We start from the raw sequence: 21,042 nt of genomic DNA, 5'->3' as shown, positions 1-21,042 counted from the left end.
TGCCCTCCCCCTTTAGATAGTCACAGTATATCCAGAATCCTCCCCGAAAAAAAACAAAAGCGCGGGATAAGCTCCCACGCCTTCATGACCGTCCGTTCAATTTACTCTGCGATTGCCTTGTCGATCCATTCGTTCCCAAGCATCTGCCCTTCGAAATCAGCTGTGAAGGCTTCCATACATTTACAGATGAAGTCTTTGCGGCACACCGGACATGGCGTCTTAAGCAGGCGGCTGATGTTCGTCATTTTCCATTCCGGAAACCGATTGTAGAACGCGCGGCACTCCGTTCCGTCAGCAAGCTTGATAATGAACTCGTACAATCCTTCCTTATCGTTGCTGCTGGCTTTGGTCACATTCGTAATATTCGGTCTGTAAGACATCTTCATCACCCATTATTTAAATTTTTGGTAGTTAATTGCACGCGCGACATTAACAGATACTTAGACATATTAAAGAATTTTAGGGGTGATGTCAACCAAAGCGGACGCTCCCGCCTGCGATTTATGGCCCGGCCTGAAATTCCCGACTCTATTTAGACATTATTTCCAGAAAACACGGTTCATAGCACGTTCAGCTCAACCTCAATATTGCCGCGGGTCGCCTTGGAGTAGGGACAGAACTCATGAGCTTTGCGGGCAAGGTCCTCTGCTTTTGCGCGTTCAATGCCAGGCAGGCTTACATCCAGCTTTACCGCCAGCTTGAAGCCTCCGTCACTTTCATCCTTGCCGATCAGCACGTTGGAGGTCACAACTACATCCTGGAGCTTCACGCCCTCTTTACGGGCGATATTCGCCAGAGCGCTCTCATAACAGGCACCATAGCCTGCCGCGAACAGCTGCTCGGGGTTCGTTCCCATACCTCCCGGGCCACCCAGTTCCTTCGGCATTTTGAGATCATGCTTCAGTGCACCGTCCGAGGATTCCACTGATCCTTCACGTCCGCCGCGGACCGTAGCAGAAGCTGTGTACAAAGGTTTCATTGTTAATGCTGTCATCGTCCATTCTCTCCTTTTTCAAGCCAAATTTTTACTGCACATACTGTTTACTTAAACAACAGGCATGGTTTGAAACGGAGATGTGATGCTGTTATCCTCTTGCAGCTTGCTTCTTACGATAAATAGTGTAAAATTAAATTGTGATAAATTAATGTTCGGGAGGTATCATTGATGAGTATTTATGATTATGAAGCCAACACGCTGCGCGGTCAGGAAGAATCCCTATCCAAGTACAAAGGCAAAGTGCTGCTCGTCGTCAATACAGCCAGCAAATGCGGCTTTACTCCCCAGTATAAGGGTCTCCAGGAAGTGTATGATAAATTCAAGGACCGCGGTTTTGAAGTCCTGGGCTTTCCAAGCAATCAGTTTGCAGGCCAAGAGCCTGGTGAAAGTGAAGACATCGCAGAGTTCTGCGAGATCAATTACGGGGTCACCTTCCCGATGTACGAGAAGATTGATGTGAAGGGTGACGGGGCGCATCCGCTTTTCAAATATCTCTCCAAGGAAGCACCGGGCGTACTCGGCTCCAAAAGCGTCAAATGGAACTTCACGAAGTTCCTGGTAGACCAGGAGGGCCATGTGCTGAAGCGGTTCGCCCCGCAGACCACACCGGACCAGATCGAGGCCGATATCGCCAAGCTGCTTGAGAAATAAATACCCAGTTAGCCAAAAGAGACTCTTCACGCACAGCTCAATGCCATGTGTGAAGAGTCTTTTTTATCTTACAAGTATCCTTCATTAGCGACTCCATCTACTAAAACATCGTTCTATATATCTTTTAAATTCCCTATTTCATCTGCTTTATAAGCCCGGAAAGTCATATTCATCGTTGTTCCCCTTGGTTTGATCTAAAATCCCCCGCTCAAGTGCAACAGCTACCGCTTGAGAACGTGAATCCACTCCAAGTTTATTATAAATAGTCGTTAAATGTGCTTTTACTGTACGCTCGGAGATTCCCATATCAATGGCAATAACTTTGCTTTTGAAACCCCGGGCAACAGCCTGCAAAATAAGTGTTTCCTTATCGGTCAAACGAGCGGCTTCATTCTGAGGAGAGATTGAATCTTTCTGCTGCGCCCGGGCTGTAATTACACGTTCCATAATATCTGCCGACAGCAAGGTTTCTCCACGTACTGCCGACTCAATGTTTCTAAACAGATTCTCACGGCTGGTATCTTTTAATAAATAACCCTTTGCTCCCATGGCCAGTCCGCTGATCATTAAATCATCTTCGTTATAGGTTGTAAGGATGATTACCGGAATCGAAGACCCTTGTTTTTTTAACTCTTGCATGGTTTCCAGTCCGCCCATAACCGGCATATTCAAGTCCATCAGGATCACATCAGGATGCAGTTCCTTCATCATTGGCAGCGCCTCTGCGCCGTTTTCAGCTTCACCAACCACTTGAAATTGCTCGTTTGTCTCCAGAATCAGCTTTAGGCCTTCCCGGACAACCAAATGATCATCTACAATCAGAATCTTATATATAATCATTTATGGTCTCCTTCAATGAAGGATATCTCCAGCTTAACACGGGTTCCTTCTGAGTTACTGTTCACGTAAATTTCTCCTCCAATTAGCCGTACCCGCTCTTTAATTCCCAACAGCCCATAGTGTCCGGCATCCTTGCCAATATCATCCGTTTTAAATCCGATACCATTATCCTGAATTTCAATGATCAGTTTACCGTTTTGCATAGAAACAAATACCCATACTTTATCAGCCTTTGCATGGCGGGCAATATTAGTCAGGCATTCTTTAACAATATGCAAGCTGTGTTCCATCTGCAGCCTGGATAATCGTTTGTTCAAACGATAATCTGTGGATACGACAATACCCGTAGCCTCTCTAAAATGTTCAATTTCATCAGCAATGGCCTCTTTGAAATTTATCTCTGGAGCTGACTTTAACCGTAAATTGTCAATTGCTCTTCGGGCTTCAGCCAATGTTCGGCGTGCCTGCTGCATGGACTGCCTAATAATTTCCTGTGCCCGCTCCGGATGATTTTGTGACATATGGGCATCTGCAGCCTCCAGCCGCATAATAAGTCCGGCGACACCTTGTGCCAGTGTATCATGCAAATCCCGCGCCATCCGCTGGCGTTCATTGGCAAGGGTTAATTCCTCTACCTTTTCATGGGCTTCTCTTAAATCCTCCAAAAAACTCTGAATTCTGAGCCGCTCTTGAACCTGCTTGAAGAATAATATTGCATAAGCCAGCACAACAATAAGCATCAGAAGAAATATAGGAAGAAATACGATCAGTTCATCCCTATCCCCCACAGTCAGAGCAGAATCAAAAAAAACAATAATACTGATCAGTGAAACGAACACTACTCTCTTCACACGGAATGAATAACTAAGGGTCTGAGCTATCAGGATAGGCAGCAGCCCGATTAAAACGGCCTGATACCCGTCACGCATTAAAATGGCACACAAATAGATTAAAGCTGCTTGAACTGAGAAGTAAATCCAGAATTTTTTGTATGTGACTCTGTAGGAATTCCAATGCAATAATACATGAATTGTAAATAAGCCCGTAAATACAGCACTCTCTAAAATCAAATGTTCCTTAAGAAATTGCAATATTATAGTTCCAACATATACAATCGATACCCAAATTAGTGTCGGCAGCCTTGAAGCGAATAAATCACTAATATTTTGCATGCCGTTTTTTTCGTTCAATATTCTCCCCCTCAGCTGTAACATGATGACCTATTTTTTCAAGTATACCTTCTACACCCCCGAACCTGCACCTGTATACATATCATCATCCCTTAATCCGGTACAGGATCACTCTTTTTTTGAGCCAGCCGATCACAAGGGCATCCATGAATCCTACATAGGTGCGGTTCAGCACCCTGTATTTGGATACCCCATGTTTCCTTTCCTGATGGGTTACCGAGACTTCGATGACCGAAAAACCGTTCATCTTTGCTAATGTCGGCAAAAACCTGTGCATCCCGTTATATAAATAAAGGCTGTCGGCTACCTCCCGTGTGAAGAGCTTCATGGGACAGCCTGTATCATAAATCGAATCTCCGGTGATCCAATTGCGGATTCCATTCCCGATACGTGAAGATATTTTCTTAAGCAGGGTATCTTTACGATCTATCCGTTTCCCGTTCACAAAATCTATCCGCTCGATAAAGGGCATTAATCTAAAAATATCCCTGGGATCTGTCTGCAGATCCGCATCCATAAGGGCGATTAATTCACCTGTTGAGTTCTTTATTCCGGCCCAGACCGCAGCCGTTTGTCCGTAATTCTTCTCGAAATGGATGACCTTTACAGACTTATCCATCTGAGCGATCTCATTGAGCAGCACTGCACTCCGATCTTTGCTTCCATCATTCACTAACAGGATTTCATAGCTCTCAATTTTCCCTTTCAACGCATCAGTGATGCTTAAATAAAGATCATAAATATTCCCCTCTTCGTTATACACAGGTGCGACCACTGAAAGCCGGGTCATGGAGCTACACCTCTCTGCCATTGAATCACGCCTATCCTCACTGAATCCCCTCCAGTTTCTTAACGGCTTATGGATGAAAATACGGCGGGCATTGAATGTTGTTCTAATCAATGCCTGCCGCTTCTTAAGCCAACTTATTCTAATGGCTTAGCCAATAATCTGATGTTAGATTCCTTCGTAAATTCCCGCTGTTTTTTCTCTACTTCCTCCATCACTCCCTCACCTTCCACGTCGAGATTCGGAAGCAGGCGGTCCAGCCATTTTGGAAAATACCAGGCCGACTTCCCAAGCAAGGTCATCACCCCGGGAACGATGAGCATCCGGACGATAAAAGCATCAAAGAGAACACCGAAGGCAAGCGCCAGCCCCATGACCTTAACCATAGGCTCCTCTGCCAGAATGAATCCGGTAAAGACGGCAACCATGATGAGTCCTGCTGCGGTCACGACTCCGCCGCTGTGGCGGATACCGGCAAGAACGGATTTTTTGGCATCTCCGCTCTTCTTGAATTCCTCACGCATCCGGCTGACCAAAAACACTTCATAGTCCATAGCCAGACCGAACAGGACGCCGACTACAATGATCGGTAAGAAGTTAAATACCGGTGCCTCGGCATAGAATCCGAATAACTTCTGGAAATGGCCGTCTTGAACGACATAAGTAACAAATCCCAAAGTCGCTCCAAGCGACAGAATAAATCCAAGTACGGCCTTGATCGGAACCAGAATTGAACGGAATACCAGCATAAGGAGTACAAAGGCCAAGCCGACAATGATTAGGCAGAATTCAGGTAGGGCCTGATTCAACTTCTGCGTGATATCGATATTGACAGCCGTGCTGCCGGTCACACCAATCTTAATATGATCCTGCTGCTCTATTTCGGGTGCCTTATCACGAATTAAATGGACAAGGTCAATAGTTGCTGAATCATTGGGGCCTGTTGTCGGCATAACCGTAATCAGCGATACTTTTCCGGAAGGCGCGGTGACCGCCGGGTTTACCATCGCGACGTTGGGATAAGTTTTTACTTCCTCAATCACTTTATTGAGATTGGCCGCAGCCTCTTTCCCGCCGTCCGTTTCAGCCAAAAGCACTAACGGTCCATGATACCCTTCGCCATAGGCTTCGGAAAGGAGATCATAGGCCCGGCGTTCGGTTTTATCCGGCGATTTATGGCCATCATTTCCAAGACCTGTCTCCATGTGGAAGAACGGCAGAGCAATGATTGCAAGCAGCGCTACCCCCAGCAGGACAGCTACTAAAGGCTGACCGGTAACGAATCTTCCCCACAGATTTCCGTGGCCTCCCGGCTTCTGCTTGCTTCCTGCCCGCTTGGCAGGCGCTTTAACCTTGCCCCCCAGCAGGTCCAAAATCGCTGGTACAACGAATATCGTCATAAGTATTGCGGTAAATACAGTAAGTGCACCAGCCATACCCATAGCCGTAAGGAACGGTACTCCAACGAAGGAAAAACCGACCAGAGCGATAATAACCGTTACTCCGGCAAACACAACCGCACTCCCAGCCGTTCCGTTCGCGATGGCAATCGCTTCCCGCCGCTCATAACCTTCTGCAAGCTGCTGGCGGTATCTGGCGATAATGAACAAAGCATAGTCAATACCTACAGCCAATCCAAGCATACCTGCCAGTGATAAAGCAAACGAAGGAACGTCTAAGAAACTGGTTCCGATGATAATCAGCATAATACCAAATCCGAGCCCTAAACCTGCCGTCACAATCGGAAGGACACCGGTAAGGATGGAACCAAGTGCAACAGCAAGGATTACCAGGGCCAGAAGCACGCCGAGCGCTTCGGTGGGGCTGCTGGTTGCCATTTTTACATAGCCGTCTCCAATCAATTCAGCCTGCCAGCCGGCATCGCGAAGGCTCTCTGCAATCTCATTAACTGAATCTTTGGATTGATCTGTTACTTCATCGCCTGGTACCGCGTAGGTAATTGTTGCATAACCGATGGTGCTGTCCGCATTCAATGAATGATTATCGTACGGACTTACTACTGATGTTACCTCCGGATCTGCTGCCACTCCCTTGAGTTTGGCGGTAATGAGCTGCTTTGCGGCCTCAGAGGATAACCTTTCATTGTCCGGAGCTTTCAGCACCAGTTGGGTTTTACCGAGTCCACTTTGCGGGTTTGGAAATTCCTTTTCCATAACCTCAAGTGTTTTTTGCGAGGCAAGTCCGGGGATGGAAGTCTCCTCACCAAAATGAACTCCCATCGATAACGCTACAATCGCCGCCGCCACTAAAAGCGTAATGCTGCCCAGAAGGACTTTTAGCCGGTTCTTCGCTGACCAAAACCCCAGTCTGTATAATATTTTTGCCATCTCAGTATCGTCTCCTCTTAGCTAAATGTTTTCTCTATGTACCTATCGTATAGCTCGGGAGATCTCCTGCCATCGTCCAAAAGGGCACGCGGATTCTGCCCTTTTGGGCAGCCCTTAAGCCAAAAAGAAAAAGCCCCGCAAGGCAGTGTGACTTCAAAGTAAAAAAGCATGCGAAGGAAATCCTTCGCATGCTTAATAAAATTAAACCTCCAGCCACCCGTTTCCAATAACTTTTTTGTGCAATAATAGCTGTCTTTCGGCGAACGCTGCAGGGCTAGGGCAAAGTAAAAACCCCTAAATTAAGAATTTTCTTCCGTTTCTTTTTGCTTCCGGTATTGGGTAAATTCGAAGTATTCCTTAATGAAATTCTGCTCCTCCGGCTTCAGCGCATCCGTTTGGCAATTCAATTGCCGCAATTGGCCAAAAAAATAATCCTCCGAACCTTCACGCACCATTTCAGATGTCTTTTTGCCCAGGATCAGCCAGTCCAGACTCACATGAAAAAAGGACCCGATCTCAATCAGCTTATGCGTCCCCGGTGTTGACTTGCCCCGCTTCCAATCCCCCATGTTCCCTGTGCTGATATTTAACTGTTCACAGAATGATTTCTTGGTAATTCCCTTTTGCTTAATCAGGTATTCAATTCTCTCATAGATGGACTGCATCGGCTAACCGCCCTCCATAGTATTTAAAAAGCACTTATTTGCGTAATTATTATTGTAAAATGACGTAAAAAAGTATATAATTAACTATTATTATGTCTTATCCCATTATATCACACGGCTGGATAGTCGATAAGAGGTGAGCCCTTTTTGAACAGTAAACGTCCCATTACTCCTTACGGCTGGGCAATCAAGCAACGATTGACAGAGCTGCATCTGGACCAGAAAAAATTCTGTGAAATCTACAACATCCCGCCTTATCGCCTATCCAACCTGATCCATGGCACCCGCAAAGCGGAACGCTACCGGCGCCAGGTTTCAGAGCTTTTGGGCCTGCCTCCATCGTAGCCTTTGCACATAAGCGCAGCAGCCATCTCCGTAACCAAACAAGCCGCCCCCCATCAGATAAAGTACTCTGATTGGGGAGCGGCTAATGTGAAGAACGATGTCATGCATTTCATTAATACAGATTTCAACAAGCAAAAAACCTTGAATCATCAAGGTTTTTTGCTTTCTTCAATAGTTATGCGGTAGAGAGGACTCGAACCTCCACGGGTATACACCCACTACCCCCTCAAGATAGCGTGTCTGCCATTCCACCACTACCGCGCAGTGTGTACAATGTTTAAGCTTTGTTAGAGGCCAACATTCAATATTATAAATCGATTGCAGCAAAAAGTAAAGATACCCGCTTAGGAATTTTCATCCATGTCAGATCACCCCGCTGTAGTTCAATCCGAAAGATCCAGGGTCCGGTTCAATGGGCCGGACTCCGGGATGAATAAATCATACTTACTCATGAGAAAAATCCCCGTCCGCCTTACGCTTACGGTACTCAGTAAATTCAATATATTCCTTGATAAATTCCTTCTCTTTCGGCAGCAGCTCGTCAGTTTGGCAATTCAGTTGCCCTATTTGGCCAAAAAAATAATCCTCTCCACTTTCTTTCAGCGTGCCTGCATTCTGCTTGCCCAGAATCAGCCAATCCAGGCTGACCTTAAAAAATGCGGCAATCTCAATCAGCTTATGCGTGCCGGGTGTCGACTTGCCCCGCTTCCAGTCCCCCATGTTACCCGTGCTAATGTTCAACTGCTCAGAGAAAGCTTTCTTGGTAAGTCCTTGTTGTTTAATCAGATATTCAATCCGTTCGTAGATGGAGTGCATCGGCAACCCGCCTTCCGCCAAAATTATTAATAGGTAAACCTGAATTTATGATTCCAAGCAAACATTTGCAGGCTGTCATTACGAACATTGTAGCATTAAAGCTCTATCAATTGTTCAAAGTATTTGCTGCTATCCATTCGCCAACAATGGGATACTAAAACATAAAGAAAGCAAGAAGAACCTTGAAGGATCAAGGTTCTTCTTGCTAACTAACTGTATGCGGTAGAGAGGACTCGAACCTCCACGGGTATACACCCACTACCCCCTCAAGATAGCGTGTCTGCCATTCCACCACTACCGCATAATAATGCTTCAACGAACCCTATGGATTCTCATCCCAAAACTCGCAGAAGAAATGGTGACTCGTATGGGATTCGAACCCATGTTACCTCCGTGAAAGGGAGGTGTCTTAACCCCTTGACCAACGAGCCATGATTGATAACTTGCATGTTTGTCACAACAAAAATGAGTATATCAAACACAGCGATTTTTGACAAGAAGTTTTTTTATCAAATTTTGAGGGGGCTGCATCAGTCTGTATATGCAGGTCCCCCTCATTTCCGCCCCGCACCGATTACCCGGCAGCGCACTTAGCCTCGCCCGCCGGCAGCAGCCAGCACCTCTATGCCACCCGCAGCTTCATAGCCGAGACTTTGCGCCACAGCGGGATTGGTCACATACCCGGCGGCCACATTAATACCGCTGGCTAATGCCGCATTGTTCACCGCCGCCGCATGAATGCCCAGATTGGCGATCTGCAGTGCATAGGGAATGGTCACATTCGTGAGTGCAAGGGTCGAGGTCCGGGCCACTGCTCCCGGCATATTCGCTACAGCATAATGGACAACTCCATGCTTCACATAGGTGGGATTTTCGTGGGTAGTGATCCGGTCAATGGTTTCTATGGAACCGCCCTGATCAATTGCAACATCCACAATAACGGAGCCTTCCGCCATTTGCTGCACCATGTACTCTTTTACCAGCTTGGGTGCCCGGGCACCTGGAATCAGTACGGCACCGATCAGCAGATCCGCTTTGCGCACAGCTTGTTCGATGTGATACGAATCAGACATGACGGTAACCAGACGCCCGCCAAAAATATCATCAAGAGCCCGGAGCCGGTTCGCATTCCGGTCCAGCACGGTAACTCTCGCCCCCAAGCCAAGCGCAATCTTGGCCGCGTTGGTGCCCACAATGCCTCCACCCAGGATCACTACCTCACCCGGCTGCACACCGGGAACACCGCCGAGCAGCACGCCTTTGCCTCCTTGCGGCTTCTCCAATAGCCGGGCTCCGATCTGAACGGCCATCCGTCCGGCCACCTCGCTCATTGGAATGAGCAGCGGCAAGGAGCCGTCTTCCAACTGGATTGTCTCATAGCCGACTGCTGTTACGCCGCTCTCAACCAGGGCTGCAGTCAATCCGGCTTCCGGTGCCAGATGCAGATAGGTGAACAGGATCAGCCCCTTGCGGAAATACCCGTACTCTTCCGGCAGCGGCTCTTTTACTTTTATAATCATATCTGACTTACTCCATACTTCCGCTGCGGACTCCACTATTGCTGCACCCTTATTCAGATACTCACTATCATCGAAGCCGCTTCCTGAACCCGCCAATTGCTCAATGAACACCTCATGGCCAGCTTTGCGGAGTGCTTCAACCCCTGCTGGAGTGATTGCTACACGATTCTCGTTGTTCTTGATCTCTCTGGGTACGCCGACAATCATTTTACCGCCTCCTTAGATGTTATGAGAGTACAAGCCTACGGTGTATTAGGATGCGAAAAGAAAGGCCCGCTTATGAGCCTTTCTTTTCAGCAGTCAGATTTATTTTATCATATGCGCAAGGTCAGCTTAAGGATTAACCTTCGTTTCGAACGTTTGCTTGCCGCCGACGAATTTCAGCACAACAGCCGCTTTTACCGGGTCATGCGTTTCATTCAGCGTAATTTTACCGGTAGCCAGCTGCAGGTCTTTGGTTGCCGCCAGAGCATCCTTGATCTTGGCAGGGTCTGCTTCTCCGGCACGGGTAATTGCATCGGCAACCAGCTTGAGTGCATCATAACCCAGCGCGGCCATGCCGTCAGGCACTGCTCCGCCATTAGCGGCTTTGTAGGCATCTACGAAGCTGGTAACTTCAGCAGCTGTATCTTCCGGCGAATAGTGATTGGACATATACGTGTCATTCAGCGCATCTGCACCGGCGATTTCAGCCAGCTGAGGAGAATCCCAGCCATCTCCGCCCAGGAATGGGGCAGTGATGCCCATCCCACGTGCCTGTTTCAGGATTTTACCCACTTCTTCATAATACCCGGGCAGGTAAATAACATCCGGATTGGCGGCTTTGATACGGGTCAGTACGGCTTTGAAGTCCGAATCTTTTTGTTGGTAAGACTCTTGGCTCAGCACTTCTCCGCCTTTGGATTTAAAGGTTTCTTCAAAGAATTTCTGCAGACCTTTCGAGTAGTCACTCGACGTATCAGTATAGATTACTGCAGTTTTGGCTTTCAGGGAATCCAGGGCAAAGTTAGCCATTACCTGGCCTTGGAATGGATCGATGAAGGCAGCGCGGAATACCCAATCATTCACTTTGCCCGTGCGTTCGTCCACGGTAACCTTAGGGTTGGTAGCACCCACTGAGACGAGTGGAATTTCTTTTTCGGTGGCTACTGGAACAATCCCCAATGTGTTGGTTGATGTGGAAGCACCAATAATGGTAACCGCCTTATCTGTTGTAATCAATTTTTGGGCAACCTGTGTCGCTTCCTCGGATTTGGAGGCATTATCAGCTACAACCAGTTCGAGCTTCTTGCCAAGAATACCGCCTGCGTCGTTAATCTGCTGGACAGCCAGCTTCGCGCCCTTTGATGCGGAGTCGCCGAAAGAAGCCTGGCCGCCTGTGAGCTCAAGGTCAGCACCGATTTTGATTGTGTCCCCGGCAGTGTTGCCGCCGCTTGCAGAGTTGCCGCTGTTCTCTGTCTTGTTGTTGCCGCAGCCCGATGCTAATACTGCTGTCAGTACCGCCGACAAAATAATGGCCCCAATTTTCTTCATTGTTTCTCTCAGCCTCCCGAATAATTGAATTTTTATATGTTGTTTCCCTGATGCCGCATATCAGCCCGGGCCTAGTGTCCGAGGTAAGCCATTTTTATCTCTTCAGAATCCGCCAGCTCCTTGGCGCCGCCTTCCAGCACCACTCTGCCAGTCTCCAGCACATAAGCGCGGTGGGCGATTTTGAGGGCCTGATGCGCATTCTGCTCCACAAGCAGTACGGTTGTGCCGGCAGCGTTGACTTCTTTGACGATTGTGAAAATGTCCTGAACCAGGAGCGGGGCAAGCCCCATGGACGGTTCATCCAGCAGCAGCAGCTTGGGGTGCCCCATAAGCGCACGGCCCATGGCAAGCATCTGCTGTTCGCCGCCGGACAGCGTTCCGGCCTGCTGCTTCTTGCGTTCCAGAAGTCGCGGAAAGGTATTGTAGATTCTCTCGAAGTCAGCCGCCAGACTGGACGGATTCTGCAGGTAAGCGCCAAGCTCGAGATTTTCTTCTACCGACATATTGGCGAATACGCGCCGCCCCTCCGGGCAATGAATCAACCCCTGCTTCACAACCGACTGGACACTCTGGTTGGTAATGGATTTATCCAGAAATTCAATACTGCCTGTTTTTGGCTTCAGCAAGCCGGATAGCGTTTTGAGCAGTGTTGACTTGCCGGCGCCGTTGGCACCGATTAAGGTCACGATCTCCCCTTGCTTCACTTCAATACTGAGGTCTTTCAGAGCATGAATGGCTCCATAATAAACGTTGATTCCCTGAACTTTGAGCATAGTTCTTACGCCTCCTGTCCCAAATACGCTTCGATGACCTTCGGATTGCTCCGGATCTCCGAGGGTGTGCCATTCGCAATCAGCATGCCGCGGTCCAGCACATAGATCCGGTCGCAAACGCCCATGACCAGAGACATATCATGTTCAATCAGGAGAATTGTAAGATCGAATTCCTTACGGATCCAGGCAATCAGATTCATCAGATCACGCGTTTCATTCGGGTTCATACCCGCTGCCGGTTCATCCAGGAGCAGCAGCCTCGGACCTGCGGCCAGAGCCCGCGCAATCTCAAGACGGCGCTGGTTCCCGTAGCTGAGATTGCTGGCAACCTCACCGCATTGATCGGCCAGATTAAATATTTTCAGGATATCCATAGCCTTTTGTGTGATTTCATCTTCTCCCCTGAAGTGCTTCGGCAGCCGGAGCATCGAGGTGAACAGAGAGTGCCTGGCATGTTGGTGGAAGGCAATTTTGACATTTTCCAGCACGGTCATGGATGTAAACAGCCGGATGTTCTGAAACGTGCGCGCCGCCCCTTTATGGTTAATCTTGTAGGGCTTCATGCCGCCGATCGACTCATTGTTAAGGATGATGCTGCCTGTAGAGGGCGGGTAAACTCCGGTCAGCAGGTTGAACAGTGTTGTTTTGCCTGCACCGTTGGGTCCGATCAGACCGATAAGCTCACCTTTGCCGATATGAAGGGAAACTTCGCTAAGGGCTTTAAGTCCGCCAAAAGAGCGGCTGGCCTCCTTAACATCAAGGAGCACTGCTTTCGCTGATTGCGTCATTTGCCTTGGCCTCCTTTTTGCCGAACCTGCCTAGAGAGAATTTGGTTTTGCCAAGCAGGCCGCTTGGACGGAAGATCATCATCAGTATCAGAACGATTGAATAAATAATCATCCGCCATTCCGGGAATTCGCGTAAGTAAGTATAGAGCAGAGTAACGAAGACCGCTCCGACGATGGAACCGGCTGTGCTGCCAAGTCCCCCGAGTACAACCATAACGATGATTTCGAACGATTTCAGGAAGTTGAAGCTGCCCGGAGTAATAACGTAGAACGTATGAGCTGACAACCCGCCGGCCATACCGGCGAACAAGGCACCGATGGTAAAAGCAATGATTTTGTAACGGGTGGTGTTGATCCCCATAGCCTCTGCGGCTATCTCATTCTCACGGATGGCGATACAAGCGCGGCCGTGTGTAGACCCGATGAAGTTGTTGATCACTACCACTGTAATCAGGGTGAACAGGAAGAGCATGGTCCATGTGGTTTTGGCCGGAATGCCGCTCAGTCCTGATGCTCCGCCGACATATTCCGTGTTGAGCATGATGATGCGGATAATTTCTCCGAAGCCAAGGGTAGCGATAGCCAGATAGTCACCGTTCAGCCGTAGGGTCGGCATGCCAATCAATACGCCAAATACAGCAGCCAGCAGACCTCCGGCAAGGATGCCCGGGATGAACGGGACGTTATAATCCAGAGTCAGAATAGCCGAGGTATATGCACCTACCGACATAAATCCTGCATGACCGATGGAAAACTGTCCGGTAATCCCGGTAATCAGATTAAGCGACACCGCCAGCATGATATTAACACCAATCAAAAGCAGCATAGATCTCGTCACATCAGTAAATATTCCCGTTGTTAAAAGAACTTGGACAACTCCGTAAAAGGCCAGGGCCACAATAATGCCTACCCAGAAATTTTTATTTAGCTTCTTCACCCGGATTCCCACCTACACTTTCTCCCGGACATTTTTGCCAAACAATCCGGATGGTTTGAAGATAAGGATCAGAATCAGTACGGCAAAAGCCACACCGTCACGCCAGGAGGAAAATCCCAGTGAGGAAATTTCCGTCTCTACCGTACCCAGCAGAAGTCCGCCTACAAGTGCACCCGGGATACTTCCGATGCCGCCAAGTACAGCAGCAACAAAAGCCTTCAGACCAGGCATAACACCCATTAGAGGGTCAACTGAATTGTAGGTCATGCCGAAAATCACGCCGGCTGCGGCGGCAAGCGCCGAACCGATGGCAAAGGTTGCCGAGATGGTGCGGTCTACGTTGATTCCCATCAATCGAGCGGCTTCCACATCGAAAGATACCGCACGCATGGCTTTACCGGTTTTGGTGTAACGGACAATGTATTGCAGAATAACCATAAGAATTATCGTTGTTAGAAGAATCATTACCTGATTCGATTCCACTTGGATAGATGTTCCGAAGAGTGTGTACTGTTTCTTGTCCATAATGTCCGGGAAGCCTTGAGCCTGCGGCCCGAGAATGAGCACTCCGGTATATTCAAGCAGAAAGGATACGCCTATGGCCGTAATCAAAGCAGCAATCCGCGTCGATTTGCGCAGCGGCTTGTAGGCCAGCCGTTCAATCGTTATACCCAGCAGCCCGCTGATGGTCATAGATATGACGAGTGACAGAACCAGAACAACAACCGGTGAAAAACCTGCATTCGCCAAATACTTGGCACTGTACAGGCCGATAAACGATCCCACCATAAATACATCCCCATGCGCAAAATTGATCAACTTGATAATACCGTAAACCATCGTGTACCCCAGGGCGATCAGAGCGTAGATACTGCCTACGGAAATTCCGTTAATTAATTGCTGAATGAAATACTCCATCGCCATCCCCTTTTCCCCATATTATTTTTTATCCCCTTTCTCTACTTTGCGTTGTTTGCGTTGTTTGCGTTGTTTGCGTTGTTTGCGTTGTTTGCGTTGTTTGCGTTGTTTGCATTCTTTACATGATTATTATCTTCCAAGCTCTTTGATGTCATTTATATTAACACACACTCCTATCCTAGTCACTAACAAAAATGCAATGTAATACAAATTTCAGAATTTTATGTAAGATAATATGACTCAAATGGTAATTTTCAAGTGAGGTGTTCTGGCAGGAATGAATATTATCGTGAGAAACGGAGAAAACCGGAGGTTTTGGAAGCATGCTTGTTTTTGGATTTTTTTCCTTTTCTAATACAATACTTTATTTTTCCGCAATTCATATAACATTTGTCTCTTTACAGCATCAATCCTTCAATTTATTAAAGGGGCAACGGGTTGCATCAGCAGATTTTTTTGTCGGCGCGATAGGGGGGGAACCTGTGGAAGACGAAGAGGAGCCTTTTAGCGTAAAAAGCAGAACAAACAGGCTGAGCCGTCCTTCACCGGACAATACAGCCGTTTTGGAATTTCAGTTAGCGGTGCCTGGAAAGTAATTTATGAATTCGGCGGCAACTCCAACTGGAAAAAGGTCCGCAAATTGGCTCGCAGCCCCCTGCCCGTAGTTAAAGTGGAAAAGGGGCAACTCATTGGCCCCGCTCCCCCTTCTCCGCAGTCTAAGTGGAAAAAGGGGAACTAATCGGCTCCAGCGCCCCCTTCTCCGCAGTCTAAGTGGAAAAAGGGGAACTAATTCAGCTCATTCCACCTCTGACAGTATAATATTGCCCAATTAAGTTTCCTTTTTCCACTTAAACCTCATAATTGTATGTTTTGGAGAGAAATAAGTTCACTTTTTCCAACTAGCGCTTGCTCACCGGCTTCTCCGCACCATTATTATCCTGCAACACCCCACGCATGATCATCCTCTTTACCTTTGAATCGTCCGGTTTATATTTCGATCGTCTAAGCAATGCACATTTTTCGTATAGCACAGTTTCCTAAACAACAAAAAAAGAACCTCCGCCGGAAGCTCTTTTTGTATGAAATCATTTATAAAGTTTGTTAAAACTCCAACGAACCACCAATGGTTCTCATCCCTAACAGGGAAGTATTTCGGCACGGAGAGAGAGGGATACTCTCGCTTCGCGAGAGATTGCGACGCAATCCTAACGCAGTTTATGCTCCAACGAACCACCAAGGGTTCTCATCCCTAACAGGGAAGTATTTCGGGTACGGAGAGAGAGGGATACTCTCGCTTCGCGAGAGATTGCGACGCAATCCTAACGCAGTTTATGCTCCAACGAACCACCAAGGGTTCTCATCCCTAACAGGGAAGTATTTCGGTACGGAGAGAGAGGGATTCGAACCCTCGCACCGCTTACGCAGTCTAACCCCTTAGCAGAGGGTCCCCTTATAGCCACTTGGGTATCTCTCCAAGAAAATGGCTCCCCGAACAGGACTCGAACCTGTGACAACTCGATTAACAGTCGAGTGCTCTACCAACTGAGCTATCAGGGAACATTCACATGAACAAGAAATAATTTATCATGATTTTGTGGTCTAGTCAAGCATAACTCACTATTTTTGAGATCGTTTTCAGGATCGGCAGCAACCTCGGCCATTCCTGCTCTACCCTGGTCTATCCTGACTCTGCCTTATTTAACACCATTCCCCGTCTGCCGGAATCTGGACACGCCCCAGCAATCCCTCCTGCTCCAGCCGGGCAGTAAGCTGTTCCCGGGTAACCAGGCAGTGGTTGATGGCTTCCATATGCACAGCAATCACAGATGCCTCCGGGGCATAGCGGCACAGTTCTATAATGTCCTGTTCATTCATGGTAATATGACCTCCGGCCAGGAATTGTGCTCCCCCGGCATTGACGATGATGACCTCCGGCTTGTGTTCATCCAGGGCCTCTCTTACTTCGTCACACCAAATCGTGTCACCAGCCACATACAACACTGGCTCACCTTCGCCGCGGAACACAAAACCGGACACCTTGCCCATAAGCTTCCCGATTTCCCCCGTGCCATGCCGGCCGCCGGTCCGCTTCAGAGTCACCCCCCGGAAGTTCTTCGCCTCATGGTCCTCAATGGCGGATACATGCCCGAAGCCCTGCCCCGTTAGAGTCCCTTCATCCCCAGCCTGGCAGAACAACAGAAGTTCATGGGGCAAAAGGGACACTGCCGTTTCATCCCAATGATCCTGATGCAGATGCGTAACGAGTACAGCATCAGGTGCAAGCCATTGCTGAACAGGCCCCGGTAATGGTACCAGCGGATTTCTCCGTGCTTGCGGAGAATTCGGTACCGGCGGATTCGCCTCTTTTTCGCTGAGCATGGGATCTACCAGAAAAGTTATACCGCCGTATTCCAGCCATAGGGCCGCGTTGCGGATGAGCTGTATTTTCAATATAAACACCTCTTTCATCTATCCTGTCTTCTGCTACAATCTAAGTATAGACGCTGCTTTGTTCAGAATACATTGTGCGGCGAAAGAGATTCATCATTTTTGCTTTCACCCGGAAAGGATTTCGCGATAAAATGGAAAACTACGGAATAGATGAGATAGACTACAGAATCCTACACTATATAATAGAAGATTCCCGATTGAGCCATAAGGAAATTGGGGAGAAAATACACATGACAGGGCAGGCTGTAGGCGCGCGAATCCGCAGAATGCGGGAGCTGGGGATTATTGAGGGCTATACGGTACGCTGGAATCCGCAAAAGCTCGGGCAGAACATTCACGCACTGATCACCGTGTTCCTCAGCTCCAACAAAACGCACCCGCTTTTTCAAAAATTTGCCCTGGAGCATGGAAGTGTGGCCGAGCTGCACCGGGTCAGCGGCGAGGGCTGCTACTGGATGCGCGTATACGTCAAAGATCATGAAGAACTTGCCGCGTTCCTGGACCAGCTGCTGAAATATGGCAATTACCGGGTCAATCTCGGCATGGGCCAGCTCAAATAGAACAGGAAAATTACAATGACATGGAGGCCAATATGAAAACAAAAATCGACCCGCCCAAAATAACCGATGAAAATTCACTGCTGCCGCAGCAGGTACATACGCTCCAATCGAAGGAAGAAATCAGTCACTGCCTGATCAGCGACAGCCTGATTGAATATCAGGAAGCGGACAGGGTATCGTTCGATAAAGTGATTTTCCGGAATGTGACAATGGCCGAATCCACACTTCATGCCATAGAGCTGACAGATGTGATCTTTGAAAATTGTGATCTGTCGAATGTGAATTTCAGTGACGCTTTTGTGCACCGGACAGAGTTTCGGAATTGTAAATTGATTGGCACAGACTTCAGCAGAGGCCGGTTTCAGAATGTACGGATGGTGGATTGTATCGGGGATTTCGCCAGCTTCCGCTTCGGTAAATTCAAAGGGACGGCTTTTACGAACTGCCGGCTGGTTAGCAGCGATTATTATCAGGCGGGTCTGACCCACGTGGAATTCTCGGAATGCGACATCGATCAAGCCACTCTTGCGGGCTGCAGGCTAAAAGAAATCGACCTTAGCGATTGCAGTTTCACCGGTGTGCATGTCGATATTGAAGATCTCGCAGGCTGTATCATCTCCGCGGAACAGGCGGCTTCCTTCGCCGGACTGCTCGGATTGGTCATCAAGAGCGACACCGACCAATAGACAGCAGCAGCTATTTAGCTTTCCCTTGGGATTCTTCCAGTGCAACCAGCTTAAGCTTGCCTGCACAGTTGCCGCAGCGGTAGCGCTTCGGGTCCGCCTTGCGCTTGCGCGGATATTCCGTGGCACATGCGGTGCAGACGAGCTTGTACCGGTAAGGCTGCGGCTTCCGCGCCTTCGCTCCCGGCAGGGTCTGGCAAAAGCGGCTGCCGCCGACCATGGCGAGCAGTTTTTTGAAATCGGCGTCCCGGTGCATATATCCCCGTTTCGCCAGGTGCAGATGGTAGTGGCACAGCTCATGCTTGATGATCCGCTCTGTCTCTTCACGCCCAAACATCTCCAGCTGCGTTGGATTAATCTCGATGTTATGGCTTTTGATAAAATATCTGCCTCCCGTGGTGCTCAGCCGGCTGTTAAAGCTCGCTTTGTGGCGGAACGGGACGCCAAAGCTGTCCTGCGACACCTGTTCGATCCACTGCTGCAGCTCTTCATTGCTCATTCTAGTCATCGTTTCTCTCACAAGTCCTCTCCACAGGAAATTACGATCTCTACTTGAATTGTAACTTGTGCATAGGCTACACTGTCAAGAAGGAAGACAAGTTCGGAGGGAGAATGACTTATGCCAAAGATGCGATATGTAATTTTGCAGCAGCATCAGGAATTACAATTTGTGGAGATGCCGGAGGAATATGCTTACCAGCTCAGTGCACTCAATCTTCGCCTCAATAAAGAGATCGACAAGCTGACAGCGGACAATGTTCCGGATCTGCCGCTCGCCATTGCGGAGTGTGACTCCCTGGAGCTGCTGCGCGAGGAGCATTCAATGGAATCCGGATTGGCCTATATTAACCGGCTGGAGAGTGCTTTTTCGTCCATTCAGGAGAGCAATTATCCCCTCATTTCATTGTTGACGGAAATCCGTGCGCTTCAAGCCCAGCTGGAGCAGTGGTACGAAGAGGAAGAAGAAGGCGTGCACTAGGCACGGAAATTCCGGCTTGCCGCTGCACCTTTGGGCAGCTCCCCCCATATGCTATCTTACGTTAGCATGCAGAGGAGGGGTACTCTTGCCGCAGTGGCTCTGCCATCAGCTCATGAAGGCTTATTACAAAAAAGACCGGCGCCAGATCAAGCTGCTGAACGAATGCTGGTTTTTTTACCGCAATTCCGCCGAAGCCCGTGACTCTATCCAGCGGGAAGTATAGGTACATGAATCCACACCACAAAACCCACCCCACAGCGATCCAAGGGATGGGTTTTGGCATTTTGGAGGGTTGCCTGATAATCACCTAGAACAACGGGAAGACGTACTTCACCAGGAAGAACAGCAGTCCAAAAAATATGATCAGATAAGCGGCGTATTTGATAAAGGTGGATGCGACAACGCTGGAATCCGATTTCTTCTGCACCTCAGTGCGTTCCACTTCAACACTTCTGTCCTTGTAGTTCGGTTCCATCATCAATCTCTCCTTTCGGATCTCTTGGGTGTAGCATCCATTACCCTGACACTTTCCCGTTTGAAACAAATAGCCGCAGCTCCGGGTCTCCCTGGTTAGGGGGAACGGAACTGCGGCTTTATGCTGTGCTGTGGAGCCGGCAGTCTTTTAATTAAAGCTGCGGTTCGTCGGCCAGGAGCCCTGCAGCTTGCGGACCAGTACGATCTGCCCGGTGTGATAGGAATCATGCAGAATCAGACTCATTACTTCTTCGCCCGGAGCATGTCCGGAGCCGCCCCAATCATATGCGCCTTCCTCCAGCGCCTCAATCACTTCCCGCAGGGAAGCATGGACCTTTTTCAGCTTGGCCACCGCCTGCACCCATGCCTCTTCCCCGCTCTCCGTAACGGTAAAAGTAGCATCGTTGCTCTCTGCTTCAGGCAGTTTCGGCAAGCCTTTGAGCTTGATAAGCAGACGCTCCTTGTAATAGGTCAGGTGGTTGACCGTCTCCCAGATCGAGTTGCCTGCTTCCCCTTGCGGTTTCCAGCTGGCCTGTTCACTGGTCACCCCTTCCAATGCAGCGCTCAGCGGCGGTGCCCAGTCCTCAATATCCATGGCATAATCCCAATTTTGCAGCAAAACGTCACTGATCTTATTCTGCATGTTCATCCTCCTAAGCGTTTTGTAAGCATATGCTCCCTTCCATTCACTTCGAACCAACACCCGCTCCAAAAGCATACGCTTAAGTTTTGTACTGCATGTACTGCTTCATCCGTTTCGCAACCCATGTAACGATTGAACAACTGA

At 48.7% G+C, this 21,042-nt stretch carries 25 protein-coding genes and 5 tRNA genes; 7 read left to right on the top strand and 23 right to left on the bottom strand.

What is annotated here, in order from left to right; genetic code table 11:
• Positions 1–101: 101 nt before the first annotated feature.
• On the bottom strand, positions 102–380 hold the full coding sequence (locus tag PGRAT_RS06500) for a hypothetical protein (RefSeq protein ID WP_020428353.1): 279 nt from the start codon (positions 378–380) through the stop codon (positions 102–104).
• Between the two features lie 179 nt (positions 381–559).
• A complete protein-coding gene (locus tag PGRAT_RS06495; protein WP_025704983.1) occupies positions 560–979 on the bottom strand; it encodes an organic hydroperoxide resistance protein in 420 nt (139 codons plus the stop codon).
• A 186-nt stretch (positions 980–1,165) separates the two neighbouring features.
• Here PGRAT_RS06495 and PGRAT_RS06490 point away from each other — a divergent pair, with 186 nt between their 5' ends.
• The gene (locus PGRAT_RS06490) at positions 1,166–1,648 is read left to right on the top strand and encodes a glutathione peroxidase (RefSeq protein WP_025704982.1); all 483 of its coding nucleotides are present in this window, start codon (positions 1,166–1,168) and stop codon (positions 1,646–1,648) included.
• A 147-nt stretch (positions 1,649–1,795) separates the two neighbouring features.
• Here the strand turns inward: PGRAT_RS06490 and PGRAT_RS06485 are convergent, their stop codons facing one another.
• From PGRAT_RS06485 to PGRAT_RS06465, 5 genes are all read right to left on the bottom strand, one after another.
• Entirely contained in the window at positions 1,796–2,488 is a 693-nt protein-coding gene (locus PGRAT_RS06485; RefSeq protein WP_042266221.1) for a response regulator, read from the bottom strand.
• Positions 2,485–3,678, bottom strand: coding sequence for a sensor histidine kinase (locus PGRAT_RS06480; protein ID WP_025704980.1), 1,194 nt, complete (start codon positions 3,676–3,678; stop codon positions 2,485–2,487). Before PGRAT_RS06480 ends, PGRAT_RS06485 begins: the two co-directional genes overlap by 4 nt.
• Positions 3,679–3,763: 85 nt before the next feature.
• Positions 3,764–4,468 carry a glycosyltransferase family 2 protein gene (locus PGRAT_RS06475; protein ID WP_025704979.1) on the bottom strand — a complete coding sequence of 235 codons (705 nt, stop codon included), beginning with the start codon at positions 4,466–4,468 and terminating at the stop codon, positions 3,764–3,766.
• A 134-nt stretch (positions 4,469–4,602) separates the two neighbouring features.
• A complete protein-coding gene (locus tag PGRAT_RS06470; RefSeq protein WP_042266219.1) occupies positions 4,603–6,813 on the bottom strand; it encodes an MMPL family transporter in 2,211 nt (736 codons plus the stop codon).
• Positions 6,814–7,112: 299 nt separating this feature from the next.
• Positions 7,113–7,478: a helix-turn-helix domain-containing protein gene (locus tag PGRAT_RS06465; RefSeq protein WP_025704977.1), complete on the bottom strand. Its 366-nt coding sequence runs from the start codon at positions 7,476–7,478 to the stop codon at positions 7,113–7,115.
• 147 nt (positions 7,479–7,625) lie between these two features.
• Between PGRAT_RS06465 and PGRAT_RS06460 the strand changes: the two genes are divergently transcribed.
• Positions 7,626–7,823 (top strand): hypothetical protein, encoded by a 198-nt coding sequence (locus PGRAT_RS06460; RefSeq protein WP_020428361.1) that lies wholly within the window; start codon positions 7,626–7,628, stop codon positions 7,821–7,823.
• A 178-nt stretch (positions 7,824–8,001) separates the two neighbouring features.
• Here PGRAT_RS06460 and PGRAT_RS06455 read toward each other — a convergent pair.
• From PGRAT_RS06455 to PGRAT_RS06410, 10 genes are all read right to left on the bottom strand, one after another.
• Positions 8,002–8,084 (bottom strand) — tRNA-Leu (locus PGRAT_RS06455).
• Between the two features lie 183 nt (positions 8,085–8,267).
• Complete coding sequence (locus PGRAT_RS06450; RefSeq protein ID WP_025704976.1) at positions 8,268–8,639, bottom strand: helix-turn-helix domain-containing protein; 372 nt, start codon at positions 8,637–8,639, stop codon at positions 8,268–8,270.
• 218 nt (positions 8,640–8,857) lie between these two features.
• Positions 8,858–8,940: transfer RNA gene (locus PGRAT_RS06445), tRNA-Leu, on the bottom strand.
• A 55-nt stretch (positions 8,941–8,995) separates the two neighbouring features.
• A tRNA-Glu gene (locus tag PGRAT_RS06440) sits at positions 8,996–9,070 on the bottom strand.
• Positions 9,071–9,229: 159 nt separating this feature from the next.
• A complete protein-coding gene (gene ald / locus PGRAT_RS06435) occupies positions 9,230–10,366 on the bottom strand; it encodes an alanine dehydrogenase (protein ID WP_025704975.1) in 1,137 nt (378 codons plus the stop codon).
• A 126-nt stretch (positions 10,367–10,492) separates the two neighbouring features.
• Positions 10,493–11,692: an ABC transporter substrate-binding protein gene (locus tag PGRAT_RS06430; RefSeq protein WP_036704338.1), complete on the bottom strand. Its 1,200-nt coding sequence runs from the start codon at positions 11,690–11,692 to the stop codon at positions 10,493–10,495.
• Between the two features lie 71 nt (positions 11,693–11,763).
• Positions 11,764–12,465 carry an ABC transporter ATP-binding protein gene (locus tag PGRAT_RS06425; protein ID WP_025704973.1) on the bottom strand — a complete coding sequence of 234 codons (702 nt, stop codon included), beginning with the start codon at positions 12,463–12,465 and terminating at the stop codon, positions 11,764–11,766.
• Positions 12,466–12,470: 5 nt separating this feature from the next.
• Entirely contained in the window at positions 12,471–13,253 is a 783-nt protein-coding gene (locus PGRAT_RS06420; protein WP_025704972.1) for an ABC transporter ATP-binding protein, read from the bottom strand.
• A complete protein-coding gene (locus PGRAT_RS06415; protein ID WP_025704971.1) occupies positions 13,222–14,190 on the bottom strand; it encodes a branched-chain amino acid ABC transporter permease in 969 nt (322 codons plus the stop codon). Before PGRAT_RS06415 ends, PGRAT_RS06420 begins: the two co-directional genes overlap by 32 nt.
• A gap of 12 nt (positions 14,191–14,202) precedes the next feature.
• Positions 14,203–15,108 (bottom strand): branched-chain amino acid ABC transporter permease, encoded by a 906-nt coding sequence (locus tag PGRAT_RS06410; RefSeq protein ID WP_025704970.1) that lies wholly within the window; start codon positions 15,106–15,108, stop codon positions 14,203–14,205.
• A 323-nt stretch (positions 15,109–15,431) separates the two neighbouring features.
• On the opposite strand from PGRAT_RS06410, the gene PGRAT_RS06405 reads away from it, so the two are divergent.
• On the top strand, positions 15,432–15,704 hold the full coding sequence (locus PGRAT_RS06405) for a hypothetical protein (RefSeq protein WP_025704969.1): 273 nt from the start codon (positions 15,432–15,434) through the stop codon (positions 15,702–15,704).
• 789 nt (positions 15,705–16,493) lie between these two features.
• On the opposite strand, the gene PGRAT_RS06400 is transcribed toward PGRAT_RS06405, so the two are convergent.
• From PGRAT_RS06400 to PGRAT_RS06390, 3 genes are all read right to left on the bottom strand, one after another.
• Positions 16,494–16,582: transfer RNA gene (locus tag PGRAT_RS06400), tRNA-Ser, on the bottom strand.
• A gap of 7 nt (positions 16,583–16,589) precedes the next feature.
• A tRNA-Asn gene (locus PGRAT_RS06395) sits at positions 16,590–16,665 on the bottom strand.
• A 141-nt stretch (positions 16,666–16,806) separates the two neighbouring features.
• Entirely contained in the window at positions 16,807–17,559 is a 753-nt protein-coding gene (locus tag PGRAT_RS06390) for an MBL fold metallo-hydrolase (protein WP_025704968.1), read from the bottom strand.
• Positions 17,560–17,690: 131 nt separating this feature from the next.
• On the opposite strand from PGRAT_RS06390, the gene PGRAT_RS06385 reads away from it, so the two are divergent.
• Both PGRAT_RS06385 and PGRAT_RS06380 read left to right on the top strand, forming a co-directional pair.
• Positions 17,691–18,119, top strand: coding sequence for an Lrp/AsnC family transcriptional regulator (locus PGRAT_RS06385; RefSeq protein WP_025704967.1), 429 nt, complete (start codon positions 17,691–17,693; stop codon positions 18,117–18,119).
• 32 nt (positions 18,120–18,151) lie between these two features.
• Positions 18,152–18,805, top strand: a complete 654-nt coding sequence (locus PGRAT_RS06380) for a pentapeptide repeat-containing protein (protein WP_025704966.1) — start codon at positions 18,152–18,154, stop codon at positions 18,803–18,805.
• 10 nt (positions 18,806–18,815) lie between these two features.
• On the opposite strand, the gene PGRAT_RS06375 is transcribed toward PGRAT_RS06380, so the two are convergent.
• On the bottom strand, positions 18,816–19,301 hold the full coding sequence (locus PGRAT_RS06375) for a SprT family protein (protein ID WP_025704965.1): 486 nt from the start codon (positions 19,299–19,301) through the stop codon (positions 18,816–18,818).
• Positions 19,302–19,421: 120 nt separating this feature from the next.
• Between PGRAT_RS06375 and PGRAT_RS06370 the strand changes: the two genes are divergently transcribed.
• Both PGRAT_RS06370 and cmpA read left to right on the top strand, forming a co-directional pair.
• Positions 19,422–19,781: a hypothetical protein gene (locus PGRAT_RS06370; protein WP_025704964.1), complete on the top strand. Its 360-nt coding sequence runs from the start codon at positions 19,422–19,424 to the stop codon at positions 19,779–19,781.
• 85 nt (positions 19,782–19,866) lie between these two features.
• Positions 19,867–20,004 carry a cortex morphogenetic protein CmpA gene (gene cmpA / locus PGRAT_RS33055; RefSeq protein ID WP_020426225.1) on the top strand — a complete coding sequence of 46 codons (138 nt, stop codon included), beginning with the start codon at positions 19,867–19,869 and terminating at the stop codon, positions 20,002–20,004.
• 84 nt (positions 20,005–20,088) lie between these two features.
• Here cmpA and PGRAT_RS33655 read toward each other — a convergent pair whose 3' ends face one another.
• Together PGRAT_RS33655 and PGRAT_RS06365 are read right to left on the bottom strand one after the other, a co-directional pair.
• Complete coding sequence (locus PGRAT_RS33655) at positions 20,089–20,259, bottom strand: hypothetical protein (RefSeq protein ID WP_167330838.1); 171 nt, start codon at positions 20,257–20,259, stop codon at positions 20,089–20,091.
• A gap of 144 nt (positions 20,260–20,403) precedes the next feature.
• Complete coding sequence (locus tag PGRAT_RS06365) at positions 20,404–20,898, bottom strand: DinB family protein (RefSeq protein ID WP_025704963.1); 495 nt, start codon at positions 20,896–20,898, stop codon at positions 20,404–20,406.
• Positions 20,899–21,042: the final 144 nt, after the last annotated feature.

The organism is Paenibacillus graminis, assembly GCF_000758705.1.
Taxonomy (GTDB): Bacteria; Bacillota; Bacilli; order Paenibacillales; family Paenibacillaceae; genus Paenibacillus_AQ; species Paenibacillus_AQ graminis.
The sequence above is the reverse complement of the archived record's forward strand: the minus strand, read 5'-3'. Positions and strand labels throughout refer to the sequence as shown.